The organism is Pseudomonas sp. DL, assembly GCF_047199225.1.
Taxonomy (GTDB): domain Bacteria; phylum Pseudomonadota; class Gammaproteobacteria; order Pseudomonadales; family Pseudomonadaceae; genus Pseudomonas; species Pseudomonas aeruginosa.
The window spans coordinates 1,483,996-1,496,667 of sequence record NZ_CP178323.1 but is presented as its reverse complement, the minus strand read 5'-3'; the positions used below and the strand labels follow the sequence as shown (position 1 = coordinate 1,496,667).

Sequence of the window (12,672 nt, the reverse complement as noted above, 5' to 3'; positions counted from 1 at the left end):
CTCAGGCCTCGCTGCGCACCCGTCGCACCGCGTTCTGCCAGCCGGCGTAGAGTTCGCCGCGGCGCTCCTCGGCCATGTGTGCGGCGAAGCGGCGCTGCAGGTGCCAGTGGCTGGCGATGTCGTCCAGGTCACGATAGAAGCCGGCCTTCAGCCCGGCCATGTAGGCCACGCCGAGGGCGGTGGTCTCGGTGACTTCCGGGCGCTCCACGGTGACGCCAAGGATGTCGGTGAGGAATTGCATCACCCAGTTGTTCACCACCATCCCGCCGTCCACCCGCAGCGCGCTGGGCGGCGTGCCGTCCTGGCGCATCGCTTCGAGCAGGTCGCGGGTCTGGTAGCAGACCGATTGCAGACCGGCGGTGACGATCTCCTTGATTCCGGTGTCGCGGGTCAGGCCGAAGATCGCGCCGCGCGCCTTCGGGTCCCAGTAGGGCGCGCCGAGGCCGGTGAAGGCCGGCACCAGGTAGACGCCGTTGGAGTCGCCGGCCTGGATCGCCAGGGCTTCGCTTTCGTGGGCGTGGTCGATCAGCTTGATGCCGTCGCGCAGCCATTGCACCGCGGCGCCGGCGACGAAGATGCTGCCCTCCACCGCGTAGCTGACCTTGCCGTCCAGACGGTAGCCGACCGTGGTGAGCAGGCGGTTCTTCGAGGTCACCGGCTGCTCGCCGGTGTTCTGGATCATGAAGCAGCCGGTGCCGTAGGTGCTCTTCACCATGCCCGGCTGGAAGCAGGCCTGGCCGATCAGCGCGGCCTGCTGGTCGCCGGCCATGCCCAGCACCGGGATCGCCGCGCCAAGCAGCGACGGCTCGCTGACGCCGAACTCCGCCGCGCAGTCGAGTACCTCCGGCAGCAGGCTGCGCGGGATCTCGAACAGCGCCAGCAATTCCTCGTCCCAGTCCTGGCTGTGGATGTTGAACAGCAGGGTGCGCGAAGCGTTGGTCGCGTCGGTGCGATGGGAGCGGCCGCCGGTCAGGCGCCAGAGCAGGAAGCAGTCGACGGTGCCGAAGCGCAGCTCGCCGCGTTCGGCGCGCTGGCGGGCGCCGGGCACGTTGTCGAGGATCCAGCGCAGCTTGGTGGCGGAGAAATACGGATCGATCAGCAGCCCGGTGCGCGCGCTGACATTGGCCTCGTGGCCGGCGGCCTTGAGTTCGGCACAGTAGTCGGCGGTACGACGATCCTGCCAGACGATGGCCGGGTGGATCAGGTCGCCGCTGGCGGCGTCCCAGACCAGCGTGGTCTCGCGCTGGTTGGTGATGCCGATGGCGGCGATGTCGGCCGCGCGCAAGCCCTTGCGGGCGAGCGCGTCGCGACAGACCTGGAGGGTGGTCAGCCAGATTTCCTCGCCGTCGTGCTCCACCCAGCCGTCCTTCGGGAAGTACTGCTTGAATTCCTGCTGGCAGCTCGCCACCGGCAAGCCCTGGGCACTGAACACGATGGCGCGGGAGCTGGTGGTGCCCTGGTCGATGGCGAGGAGATAGTGGGACATGGAAAACCTGACAGATTGAAAAGTAAGACGAATGCCGACCGCTAGGCCGGCGGGATTAGCGGCTCATTCACGGCCGATGGCGGCGAACGAACCCTGGGTCAGCTGGGCCAGCACCTCGGCCGCCAGCTCCACTTCCAGCCCGCGCCGTCCTGCGCTGACATGGATGCTCGGGTACTGCCGCGCGCTTTCATCGATGAAGGTACGCAGGCGCTTCTTCTGCCCCAGCGGGCTGATCCCGCCCACCAGGTAGCCGGTGGCCCGCTGCGCCGCCTGCGGATCGGCCATGTCGGCCTTCTTCGCCCCCGCCGCATGGGCCAGGGCCTTCAGGTCGAGACTGCCGATCACCGGCACCACCGCCACCAGCAACTCGCCCTTCTCCGTGGCGGCGAGCAGCGTCTTGAACACCCGCTGCGGGTCCAGGCCGAGCTTTTCCGCGGCCTCCAGGCCATAGGAAGGTGCCTTGGGGTCGTGGCTGTAGCTGAGCACCTTGTGCGCGGCGCGGGTCTTTTTCAGCAGGTCGATGGCAGGGGTCATGGTCACTCCCGGAGAAGAACGTTGGCTGAAAACCGGCGCCTACCTTAAGCCATCGCCGCCCCTGCTGCACGGGCGCCGATGCCGCGGCCCGCGTGCCTCGGTAGCGATATTCGATTGGCCGCGAAAACGAAACCGGAGGGTCGTTTTTCGGACAAACGTTCATCTTCGCGCTTTGACAGCATTCCTTTGTGAATATATTTTTTCGAAACTGAACAATTTTCACGGCTGCCCGCCATAATTACAAGAACAGACAAGAGAGGCCCCATGACCACCGCCGCCCCGACCCCGTCCCTGTTCGGCCAATGCCTGGCCGAGTTCCTCGGCACCGCCCTCCTCATCTTCTTCGGCACCGGTTGCGTCGCGGCCCTGAAGGTCGCCGGCGCCAGCTTCGGCCTGTGGGAAATCAGCATCATCTGGGGGGTCGGCGTGAGCATGGCGATCTACCTCAGCGCCGGCGTCTCCGGCGCCCACCTGAACCCGGCGGTGAGCATCGCGCTGTGGCTGTTCGCCGGCTTCGAGGGGCGCAAGCTGCCGTTCTACATCACCGCCCAGGTGGCCGGTGCGTTCTGCGCCGCAGCGCTGGTCTACACCCTCTACAGCAGCCTGTTCATCGAGTTCGAACAGGCGCAGAACATCGTCCGCGGCAGCCAGGACAGCCTGGCCCTGGCCTCGGTGTTCTCCACCTATCCGCACCCGGCGCTGTCGGTCGGCCAGGCGTTCCTCGTCGAAGTGGTGATCACGGCCATCCTCATGGCGGTGATCATGGCCCTTACCGACGACGGCAACGGCCTGCCGCGCGGTCCGTTGGCGCCGCTGCTGATCGGCCTGCTGATCGCCGTGATCGGTAGCGCCATGGGCCCGCTGACCGGTTTCGCGATGAACCCGGCGCGCGACTTCGGCCCCAAGCTGATGACCTACCTGGCCGGCTGGGGGCCCATCGCCTTCACCGGCGGCCGCGAGATTCCCTATTTCCTGGTGCCGATCTTCGCCCCGATCCTCGGTGCCTGCCTCGGCGCCGGCGGCTATCGTGTACTGATCGCGCGCCATCTGCCGAGCGCCGCAGCGCCCGCCGAAGCCGAGCCGGAGAAGGTTCGCGCTTCCTGACCGCCCGTTCTTTCCTGCCATAGCCACAAGGCCACAGCCATGACCGACAAGCACAACAAGAAATACGTCGTCGCCCTGGACCAGGGCACCACCAGCTCCCGCGCCATCGTCTTCGACCGCGATGCCAACGTGGTCAGCCAGGCCCAGCGCGAGTTCGCCCAGTTCTATCCGCAGGCCGGCTGGGTCGAGCACGACCCGATGGAAATCTGGGCCACGCAGAGTTCGACCCTGGTCGAGGCCCTCGCCCAGGCCAGCATCGAGCACGACCAGGTGGCCGCCATCGGTATCACCAACCAGCGCGAGACCACGGTGGTCTGGGACCGTCACAGCGGTCGGCCGATCCACAACGCCATCGTCTGGCAGTGCCGGCGCAGCGCGGCGATCTGCGCGCAGCTCAAGCGCGACGGGCTGGAAGACTACATCCGCGAAACCACCGGGCTGGTCACCGATCCGTACTTCTCCGGGACCAAGCTGAAGTGGATCCTCGACAACGTCGAAGGCGCCCGCGAACGCGCGCGCAACGGCGACCTGTTGTTCGGCACCATCGACACCTGGCTGATCTGGAAGCTCACCGAAGGCAAGGTCCACGTCACCGACTACACCAATGCCTCGCGGACCATGCTGTTCAACATCCACAGCCTCGACTGGGACGCACGGATGCTCGAGGTGCTCGACATTCCCCGCTCGATGCTGCCCGAGGTGCGCAACTCTTCGGAGGTCTACGGCAACGCCCGGATCGGCGGGGTCGGCGGCGGCGAGCTGCCGATCGCCGGGATCGCCGGCGACCAGCAGGCCGCCCTGTTCGGCCAGATGTGCGTGGAACCGGGCCAGGCGAAGAACACCTACGGCACCGGCTGCTTCCTGCTGATGCACACCGGCGACAAGGCGGTGAAATCCACCCATGGCCTGCTCACCACCATCGCCTGCGGCCCGCGCGGCGAGGTCGGCTACGCCCTGGAGGGCGCGGTGTTCAACGGCGGCTCCACGGTGCAGTGGTTGCGCGACGAACTGAAGGTGATCAACGACTCCTTCGATTCCGAATACTTCGCCACCAAGGTCAAGGACAGCAACGGCGTCTACCTGGTACCGGCCTTCACCGGACTCGGCGCGCCCTATTGGGACCCCTATGCGCGCGGCGCGGTGTTCGGCCTGACCCGTGGAGTCAAGGCCGACCACCTGATCCGCGCTACCCTGGAATCCATCGCCTACCAGACCCGCGACGTGCTCGACGCCATGCAGCGCGATGCCGGCGAACGCCTGCGCGCCCTGCGCGTCGACGGCGGGGCGGTGGCCAACAACTTCCTCATGCAGTTCCAGGCCGACATCCTCGGCACCCGCGTGGAACGTCCGGTGATGCGCGAGACCACCGCCCTCGGCGCCGCCTACCTGGCCGGCCTGGCTTGCGGCTTCTGGAGCAGCCTCGACGAGCTGAAGAGCAAGGCGGTGATCGAGCGGGTGTTCGAGCCGGAGTGCGACGAGCCCCGGCGCGAAAAGCTCTATGCCGGCTGGAAGAAAGCGGTGGAGCGCACTCGCGGCTGGGACGACGGCGAACTGTGACGAGCTGGCGCCATTCGTCCGCCGCAATGCGGCGAATGGCGTGTTCCCGGGCGCCGCTCTGGCATGCCCTGGGTAACGTTTGCGCGCGGCGGCCGGGTGCCGCCGCGGCGCCCTCTACGACTCATGCACGGCTGACAACGGCCCCCCGCGTGCGGCATTCTTGGCGACTTTCCAGGGTCCCGGCCCGGCAGCACGAGAACAACCCATGAACCTGCCCCCCCGACAGCAAAGCATCATCGAGGAGGTCCGCGAGCGCGGTTACCTGAGCATCGAGGAGATGGCGCAGATGTTCGCGGTCACCCCGCAGACCATCCGCCGCGACATCAACCAGCTCGCCGAACAGGGACTGCTGCGCCGCTACCACGGCGGTGCGGCCTACGATTCGAGCATCGAGAACACCGCCTACACCATGCGCGCCGACCAGATGCGTGACGAGAAGCAGCGCATCGCCGAAGCCGTGGCCAGCCTGGTGCCGGACAACGCCTCGCTGTTCATCAACATCGGCACCACCACCGAGGCCATCGCCCGCGCCCTGCTCAACCACCGCAATCTGAAGATCATCACCAACAACCTGCACGTGGCCGCCACCCTCAGCGCCAAGGAAGACTTCGAAGTGCTGGTCGCCGGCGGCACCGTACGCAGCGACGGCGGCATCGTCGGCCAGGCCGCGGTGGATTTCATCCAGCAGTTCCGCGTCGACTTCGCCCTGGTCGGCATCAGCGGCATCGACGAGGATGGCAGCCTGCTCGACTTCGACTACCAGGAAGTGCGCGTATCCCAGGCGATCATCGACAACGCGCGGCAAGTGTTCCTGGCCGCCGACTCGAGCAAGTTCGGGCGCAACGCGGTGGTCCGCCTGGGACCGATCTCGCTGGTCAACCGGGTCATCAGCGACAGCCCGCCGCCCGCCGCCATCGCCCGCCTGATGGCACAGCACAAGGTTCACCTGGACCTGGTCTGAGGCATTTCCCCTGCCACGGCGCCGTTCGGCGCCGTGAATGTTCGTTTCAGAAAAGCCACCTGCCGACCCCTGCCCATGCGCCACGACCCTCGGCGGCCGCTTTCCCGCATGCGGAAGAGGGGCGGTTCCCGCGCGGACGGGCAAACCGGTAGCGCCCGGGCACCCCTTCGAAATTGAAAAAGCCTGGTGAATCGGGCTGGTCAATAACTGCGCAATCGACTAAGCTATTTTCGAATTCGAACAAAACTACGTTCACTTTCGACTTCAGGGCCTTTCACATGAGTCAAGCGCACACCCCCTCCGCTCCACTCGCCGAAGTCTACGATGTCGCCGTGGTCGGCGGTGGCATCAACGGTGTAGGGATCGCCGCCGACGCAGCCGGGCGCGGCCTGTCCGTGTTCCTTTGCGAACAGCACGACCTGGCCCAGCACACCTCCTCGGCCAGCAGCAAGCTGATCCACGGCGGCCTGCGCTACCTCGAACACTACGAATTCCGCCTGGTCCGCGAAGCCCTGGCCGAGCGCGAGGTCCTGCTGGCCAAGGCGCCGCACATCGTCAAGCCGCTGCGCTTCGTCCTGCCGCACCGTCCGCACCTGCGCCCGGCCTGGATGATCCGTGCCGGCCTGTTCCTCTACGATCACCTCGGCAAGCGCGAGAAGCTGCCCGCCTCGCGCGGCCTGCGCTTCACCGGCAGCAGCCCGCTGAAGGCCGAGATCCGCCGTGGCTTCGAGTACTCCGACTGCGCGGTGGACGATGCGCGCCTGGTGGTGCTCAACGCGATCTCCGCCCGCGAGCACGGCGCCCACGTCCATACCCGCACCCGCTGCGTCAGCGCCCGTCGCAGCAAGGGACTCTGGCACCTGCACCTGGAGCGCAGCGACGGCAGCCTGTATTCGATCCGCGCCCGCGCCCTGGTGAACGCCGCCGGCCCCTGGGTAGCGCGCTTCATCCAGGACGACCTGAAACAGAAGTCGCCCTACGGTATCCGCCTGATCCAGGGCAGCCACATCATCGTGCCGAAGCTGTACGAAGGCGAGCACGCCTACATCCTGCAGAACGAAGACCGCCGCATCGTCTTCGCCATCCCCTATCTGGACCGTTTCACCATGATCGGCACCACCGATCGCGAGTACCAGGGCGACCCGGCCAAGGTGGCGATCAGCGAAGAGGAAACCGCCTACCTGCTGCAAGTGGTGAACGCCCATTTCAAGCAGCAACTCGCGGCCGCCGACATCCTGCACAGCTTCGCCGGCGTGCGTCCGCTGTGCGACGACGAGTCCGACGAGCCTTCGGCGATCACCCGCGACTACACCCTGTCGCTCTCCGCCGGCAACGGCGAGCCGCCGCTGCTCTCGGTGTTCGGCGGCAAGCTGACCACCTACCGCAAGCTGGCCGAATCGGCGCTGACGCAGCTCCAGCCGTTCTTCGCCAATCTCGGCCCGGCCTGGACCGCCAAGGCACCGCTGCCGGGCGGCGAGCAGATGCAGAGCGTCGAGGCGCTCACCGAGCAACTGGCCAACCGCTACGCCTGGCTCGACCGCGAACTGGCGCTGCGCTGGGCGCGCACCTACGGCACCCGGGTGTGGCGCCTGCTGGACGGGGTCAATGGCGAAGCCGATCTCGGCGAGCACCTGGGCGGCGGCCTGTATGCCCGCGAAGTGGACTACCTGTGCAAGCACGAGTGGGCCCAGGACGCCGAGGACATCCTCTGGCGCCGCAGCAAGCTCGGCCTGTTCCTCTCGCCGAGCCAGCAGGTGCGCCTCGGCCAGTACCTGCAGAGCGAGCATCCGCATCGCCCGCGGGTGCATGCGGCCTGATCGCCAGCCAGAAACGTCGAGGCCCGCTTTTGCGGGCCTCGTTCGTTATGGAAGGGTACGGGACGATCCGGGCATAATGCGCGGCGCCACCAAGCCGGTGGCGCCGCCGCAGTCGAGAATCCCGTGGACCTGATGTTCAAGGCGCTGATCGGCGCCGCCGTGGTCGTGCTCCTCGCCGTCCTGTCGAAGACCCGCAACTACTACATCGCCGGCCTGGTGCCGCTGTTTCCCACCTTCGCCCTGATTGCCCACTACATCGTCGGCAAGGGCCGTTCGCTGGACGACCTGAAGACCACCATCGTCTTCGGCATGTGGTCGATCATCCCCTACTTCGTCTATCTCGCCGCGCTCTACCTGCTGGTCGAGCGCTTCCGCCTGGAGACCTCGCTGGCCCTGGCGGCGCTGGCCTGGCTGGTGGCGGCAAGCGTGCTGGTGGGCCTCTGGGTACGCCTGCACGCCTGAGACCGCGAGCGCGGCTTCAGAGCTGGACGACGCTGGCCTGCCGATGGGCCTTCAGGTAAGGCACCACCGCCGCCAGCAACGGCTCCTTGAAGGCTTCCTGGAAGCGATGGGCGAGACCGGGGATCAGCTTCAGCTCCGAGCCACGGATATGCGCCGCCACGTGCACGCCGTGCATCACCGGCAGCAGCGGATCGGCGGTGCCATGGATCACCAGGGTCGGCACCTGCAGACGGTTCAGCAGCGGCACCCGGCTGGGTTCGGCGAGGATCGCCAGCAATTGCCGCTGCACGCCTTCCGGGTTGAAGGCGCGGTCGTAGGAACGTGCGGCCTGCAACAGAAGTTGCTGGCGATCATCGCGCACTTCCGGACTGCCCAGCGCCGCCAGCAGGTCGGCCTGCTGCTCGACCGCCTGCTCGCGGCTGGCCGCCTCGCGCCGCGCCAGCAGGCGCAGCAGCGACTCGCTGGGCGCCGGCAGGCCTTCGGCGCCGGAGCTGGTCATCACCAGGGTCAGGCTGAGCAGGCGCTGCGGCGCCATGTCGGCGATGTGCTGGGCGATCATCCCGCCCATGCTGGCGCCGAGCACATGGGCCTGGGGGATATCCAGCGCGTCGAGCAGATGCAGGGCATCGCCGGCCATGTCGGTGAGGGTATAGGGCGCGCTGACCGGCAGGCCGAGGCGATAACGCACCACTTCGTAGGTCAGCCGCGAACTGGGCACCGGCACGTTCCAGGCCGACAGGCCGACGTCGCGGTTGTCGTAGCGGATCACCCGGAAGCCTTGCTCGCACAGGGCGCTGACCACCTCGTCCGGCCAGTGGATCAGTTGCCCGCCCAGGCCCATCACCAGCAGCAGGGCCGGATCGCTGTCGCGGCCGATGCTCTGGTAGGCCAGGCGCACGTCGCCCAGTTCGACCGTCTCGGTAGGTACGCGTGCGTCGCAACGCGCCGCCGCAAAGGAGGAGAGGCTGCACAACAAGGCGGCCAGGAAGATGAAAGCACGCATGAAGAAAACCCAGAACGCAAAACCCCAGTGGAGCGCGATTCTGATTAAATTTCGTCCAGCGCGCTGCCACAGTAGCGTGACAGTTTGATGAATGCCGCCAGGCGGTCGTGGCGTTGTGGCTCTGCGGCGTTGCGCCGCTGCTCCGTGCCGCCGTCCCGTGTGCCGGGCTCTTCTCCCCGTCGCTCCACGATCGCACGCTCTGCGGGATCGAGGCCATCGCTTGTCGACAGCCCCTGGCGTATGAGACAAACTCAACGAATCCGCACCGCTATCAAGTTTTGCTCATACAGAGGCCGCCATGCTCGAACTTCGCCACCTCAAGACCCTGCACGCGCTGCGCGAAGCCGACAGCCTGGTGGAAGCCGCCGAGCGCCTGCACCTTACCCAGTCGGCGCTGTCGCACCAGTTCAAGGAACTGGAAGAGCGCCTGGGCATGCAGTTGTTCGTGCGCAAGACCAAGCCGGTACGCTTCACCAGCGCCGGGCTGCGCCTGCTGCAACTGGCCGACTCGCTGCTGCCCCAACTGCGCACCGCCGAGCGCGACCTGGCACGGCTCGCCGGCGGTACCGCCGGGCGCCTGCACATGGCCATCGAATGCCACAGTTGCTTCCAGTGGCTGATGCCGACCATCGACCAGTTCCGCGACGCCTGGCCGGAAGTCGAACTGGACCTGGCCTCGGGCTTCTCCTTCGCGCCGCTGCCGGCCCTGGCCCGCGGCGACCTCGACCTGGTGGTGACCGCCGACCCGGTCGAGTTGCCCGGCATCACCTACGTGCCGCTGTTCACCTACGAAGCGCTGCTGGCGGTGGCCAATCAGCATGCCTTGGCTAGCCGGCCGTACGTCGTCCCGGAGGACCTGGAGCGGGAAACCCTGATCACCTATCCGGTGGAACGCGACCGTCTCGACGTCTTCACCCGCTTCCTCGACCCCGCCGACGTGGAGCCGGCGCAGGTGCGCATAGCCGAGCTGACCGTGATGATGATGCAACTGGTGGCCTCCGGTCGCGGCGTCTGCTGCCTGCCGAACTGGGCCCTGCACGAGTACAGCTCGCGCGGCTACGTGACGGCCCGGCGCCTCGGTGAGAAGGGCCTGTACTGCACGCTCTTCGCCGCCATCCGCACGGACATGTTCGATGCGCCATTCATGCGCGACTTCCTGCTCACCGCCAAGGACACCTCCTTCGCCACCCTCGAAGGGGTCAGCGCCGCCAAGGGCTGAGCGACTCAGAACAGCGGCAGCTCATAGGTCAGGTACAGGCGGTTCTCATCGATGTCACGGCTGAAGGCCGAACGGTAGGTAGCGTTGCGCCAGACCAGCCCCAGTCCCTTCAGCGGACCGCCCTGCAACACGTAGCGCAGGTCGCTGTCGCGTTCCCATTCACGACTGCCGTCGGCGCCCTTAGGTTTCGCGCCGTGGCCGCTGAAATAGCGCATCATCAGGCTCAGGCCAGGCACCCCGAGCGGCGCGAAGTCGCAGTCGTAGCGCAGTTGCCAGGAGGACTCGCCGGCCTCGGCGAAGTCGTTGTACTGGCCGAAATTGACCAGGTACGGATCGGTCCCCTCCAGGTAGGGGAAACCGTGGTCGCCGCTCATCCGCTGGTAGCCCAGGCCGAAGGCCTGGCCGTTGCGCAGGCGGTAGGTGAGCAACCCGCTGAAGGAACGGTTGTCGATGCGCCCGCCGCGAGCGCCGCCGGTATCCCGGCTGAGCGCCAGGCGCAAGTCGCTCTCCAGGCTATCCGCGGCGACGCCGATGCGCCCCTTGAGACCGAGGAAATGCTGGGCGTAGACCTGCTCCAGTTCGCCATAGTGGTAGCTGCCGGTCCAGTCCGGGGCGATACGGTAGTCCAGGCCGGCCAGGTCGAAACGGTCCGCCTGCGCCGCGCCGGCGAAACGCCGGTTGCGGTTGAACAGCGCCAGGTCGCTGGTGCCCGCCTCGTTGCGCTGGCTGACCTCGGTCAGCCGTCCCAGGTTCAGGCTCAGTCCGCTCAGTTCGCCGGAAGTCAGCAGCGCGCCCTGGAACACCTGGGGGAATAGCCGCCCGTAGTTGGGCTGGATGGTCGGTAGCTTCGGCACCAGGCCGCCGACCTTCAGCTCGCTGCGCGACAGGCGCAGCTTGGCGGTCGCGTCCAGCCGCGCGTAGTCGCCCGCCGCGCTGCCATCGTCGCGAAGCGGAAGCAGGCCGGTGCCGCTACGCCCCGCGCCGGAATCGAGTCGGACGCCGAGCTTGCCCAGCAGGTCGAGACCCACGCCGAGGGTGCCCTCGGTATAGCCCGAGCGGTAGTCGAAGAGAAAGCCCTGGGCCCACTCCTCGCTTTTCGCACGCCCCGCGCCATCGCGGAAGTCGCGGTTCATGTAGAAGTTGCGCAAGGCCAGGCTGGCCCGCGAGTCTTCAAGGAAGCCCTCGGCCAGGGCGGGAACGCTATCGCCGGCAAGGATCGGCAGCAGGAAAAACGCGCATTTCTTGTTGTTGTTCATACGCACTCCGGACGGGCGCCTGGGCGCCTCTTTTTCTAGGGGGAACGGTGTCTCATCGGCAGCGCTCGATCACCATCGCCACGCCCTGGCCGAGCCCGACGCACAGGCTGACCACCGCGTAGCGCCGCTCGATGCGTTGCAGCCCGCGGGCGGCGGTGAGCACCAGGCGCGCACCGGAGGCGCCGAGCGGATGGCCGAGGGCAATGGCGCCGCCATGGGGATTGACCCGCGGGTCCTCGTAGTCCAGGCCGAGCAACTTCAGGCAGGCCAGGACCTGCGGCGCGAAGGCTTCGTTGATCTCGATCAGGCCGACCTCGTCCAGGTCGATGCCGGCGCGTTGCAGCGCGCGGAGGATCGCCTGCTGCGGGCCGATGCCCATCAACCGGGGCTCCACGCCGACGCTGGCGCTGGCGAGGATCCGCGCCAGCGGCCGGATGCCCTCGCGCTCGCCGATCGCGCGATCGCCCAGCAGCACTACCGCCGCCCCGTCGTTGATCCCCGACGCATTACCGGCGGTCACTACCCCACCGGCGAACAACGCCGGCAAGCGCGCCAGGGCCGCCAGGTCGGCCTGCGGCCGCGGATGCTCGTCGTGCTCCACCAGCCGCGTCTCGCCCTTGCGTCCGGCACGCACCTCCACCGGAAGGATCGCGCCGAGGAAAAAGCCCTCCTCCAGCGCAGCCTGGTAGCGCGCCTGGGAAGAAGCGGCGAAACGGTCGGCGTCTTCGCGGGCGATGCCGAAGGCGCGGGCCACGTTGTCGCCGGTCTCCGGCATGCTGTCGTTGCCATAGCGCTCGACCAGCCTGGGGTTGGCGAAGCGCGCGCCGATGGTGCTGTCGAAGACCTCCAGCGTGCGGCTGAAGGCGCTCTCCGCCTTGGCCATGACGAACGGCGCCCGGGACATGCTTTCGGCGCCGCCGGCCAGGTACAGCCGACCCTCGCCGCAACTGATCGCGCGCGCCGCGTCGATCACCGCCGACAGTCCGCTGGCACACAAGCGGTTGACCGTCTGCCCGGGCAGCCGCGCCGGCAGGCCGGCTGCGAGCAGCGCGTTGCGCGCCAGGTTGCGGCTGTCTTCGCCGGCCTGGTTGGTGCAACCGAGGATCACATCCTCCAGGTCGTCGACGGCGAACCCGGAGGTTTCCGCGAGACGCGCCAGCAGCAGGCCGGCCAGGTCGTCCGGACGCACCGTCGAGAGTGCACCGGCATGCCGGCCGAAAGGCGTACGCAGGCCGGCGTAGATATAGGCATCGAGCATGGTGTGTTTCTCCGC

At 67.6% G+C, this 12,672-nt stretch carries 11 protein-coding genes; 6 read left to right on the top strand and 5 right to left on the bottom strand.

What is annotated here, in order from left to right; translation table 11 throughout:
• Position 1: 1 nt before the first annotated feature.
• Together glpK (ACI766_RS07010) and ybaK are read right to left on the bottom strand one after the other, a co-directional pair.
• Positions 2–1,486 carry a glycerol kinase GlpK gene (gene glpK / locus ACI766_RS07010; RefSeq protein ID WP_003092161.1) on the bottom strand — a complete coding sequence of 495 codons (1,485 nt, stop codon included), beginning with the start codon at positions 1,484–1,486 and terminating at the stop codon, positions 2–4.
• Positions 1,487–1,549: 63 nt separating this feature from the next.
• Positions 1,550–2,020, bottom strand: a complete 471-nt coding sequence (ybaK, locus tag ACI766_RS07005) for a Cys-tRNA(Pro) deacylase (protein ID WP_012613741.1) — start codon at positions 2,018–2,020, stop codon at positions 1,550–1,552.
• A gap of 264 nt (positions 2,021–2,284) precedes the next feature.
• On the opposite strand from ybaK, the gene glpF reads away from it, so the two are divergent.
• The 5 genes from glpF to ACI766_RS06980 all read left to right on the top strand — a co-directional run bounded on the left by glpF (position 2,285) and on the right by ACI766_RS06980 (position 7,921).
• Complete coding sequence (gene glpF, locus ACI766_RS07000; protein ID WP_003092166.1) at positions 2,285–3,124, top strand: glycerol uptake facilitator protein GlpF; 840 nt, start codon at positions 2,285–2,287, stop codon at positions 3,122–3,124.
• Between the two features lie 39 nt (positions 3,125–3,163).
• On the top strand, positions 3,164–4,681 hold the full coding sequence (gene glpK / locus ACI766_RS06995) for a glycerol kinase GlpK (RefSeq protein ID WP_003092168.1): 1,518 nt from the start codon (positions 3,164–3,166) through the stop codon (positions 4,679–4,681).
• Positions 4,682–4,886: 205 nt separating this feature from the next.
• The gene (locus ACI766_RS06990; RefSeq protein WP_003092173.1) at positions 4,887–5,642 is read left to right on the top strand and encodes a DeoR/GlpR family transcriptional regulator; all 756 of its coding nucleotides are present in this window, start codon (positions 4,887–4,889) and stop codon (positions 5,640–5,642) included.
• Positions 5,643–5,920: 278 nt separating this feature from the next.
• Complete coding sequence (gene glpD, locus ACI766_RS06985; protein ID WP_003098460.1) at positions 5,921–7,459, top strand: glycerol-3-phosphate dehydrogenase; 1,539 nt, start codon at positions 5,921–5,923, stop codon at positions 7,457–7,459.
• A 132-nt stretch (positions 7,460–7,591) separates the two neighbouring features.
• The gene (locus tag ACI766_RS06980) at positions 7,592–7,921 is read left to right on the top strand and encodes a GlpM family protein (RefSeq protein ID WP_003119370.1); all 330 of its coding nucleotides are present in this window, start codon (positions 7,592–7,594) and stop codon (positions 7,919–7,921) included.
• A 16-nt stretch (positions 7,922–7,937) separates the two neighbouring features.
• Here ACI766_RS06980 and ACI766_RS06975 read toward each other — a convergent pair whose 3' ends face one another.
• Complete coding sequence (locus ACI766_RS06975; protein ID WP_003098462.1) at positions 7,938–8,924, bottom strand: alpha/beta fold hydrolase; 987 nt, start codon at positions 8,922–8,924, stop codon at positions 7,938–7,940.
• A gap of 298 nt (positions 8,925–9,222) precedes the next feature.
• Between ACI766_RS06975 and metR the strand changes: the two genes are divergently transcribed.
• Positions 9,223–10,143: a transcriptional regulator MetR gene (gene metR / locus ACI766_RS06970; RefSeq protein WP_004345413.1), complete on the top strand. Its 921-nt coding sequence runs from the start codon at positions 9,223–9,225 to the stop codon at positions 10,141–10,143.
• A 5-nt stretch (positions 10,144–10,148) separates the two neighbouring features.
• Here the strand turns inward: metR and ACI766_RS06965 are convergent, their stop codons facing one another.
• Both ACI766_RS06965 and ACI766_RS06960 read right to left on the bottom strand, forming a co-directional pair.
• Entirely contained in the window at positions 10,149–11,399 is a 1,251-nt protein-coding gene (locus ACI766_RS06965; protein ID WP_087823914.1) for an OprD family porin, read from the bottom strand.
• 52 nt (positions 11,400–11,451) lie between these two features.
• The gene (locus ACI766_RS06960; protein ID WP_087823913.1) at positions 11,452–12,657 is read right to left on the bottom strand and encodes a 3-oxoadipyl-CoA thiolase; all 1,206 of its coding nucleotides are present in this window, start codon (positions 12,655–12,657) and stop codon (positions 11,452–11,454) included.
• Positions 12,658–12,672: the final 15 nt, after the last annotated feature.

Coding starts and splice junctions, on each gene's coding strand:
- glpK (WP_003092161.1), bottom strand. CDS start 1,486: ATGTCCCACTATCTCCTCGCCATCGACCAGGGCACCACCAGCTCCCGC.
- ybaK (WP_012613741.1), bottom strand. CDS start 2,020: ATGACCCCTGCCATCGACCTGCTGAAAAAGACCCGCGCCGCGCACAAG.
- glpF (WP_003092166.1), top strand. CDS start 2,285: ATGACCACCGCCGCCCCGACCCCGTCCCTGTTCGGCCAATGCCTGGCC.
- glpK (WP_003092168.1), top strand. CDS start 3,164: ATGACCGACAAGCACAACAAGAAATACGTCGTCGCCCTGGACCAGGGC.
- ACI766_RS06990 (WP_003092173.1), top strand. CDS start 4,887: ATGAACCTGCCCCCCCGACAGCAAAGCATCATCGAGGAGGTCCGCGAG.
- glpD (WP_003098460.1), top strand. CDS start 5,921: ATGAGTCAAGCGCACACCCCCTCCGCTCCACTCGCCGAAGTCTACGAT.
- ACI766_RS06980 (WP_003119370.1), top strand. CDS start 7,592: ATGTTCAAGGCGCTGATCGGCGCCGCCGTGGTCGTGCTCCTCGCCGTC.
- ACI766_RS06975 (WP_003098462.1), bottom strand. CDS start 8,924: ATGCGTGCTTTCATCTTCCTGGCCGCCTTGTTGTGCAGCCTCTCCTCC.
- metR (WP_004345413.1), top strand. CDS start 9,223: ATGCTCGAACTTCGCCACCTCAAGACCCTGCACGCGCTGCGCGAAGCC.
- ACI766_RS06965 (WP_087823914.1), bottom strand. CDS start 11,399: ATGAACAACAACAAGAAATGCGCGTTTTTCCTGCTGCCGATCCTTGCC.
- ACI766_RS06960 (WP_087823913.1), bottom strand. CDS start 12,657: ATGCTCGATGCCTATATCTACGCCGGCCTGCGTACGCCTTTCGGCCGG.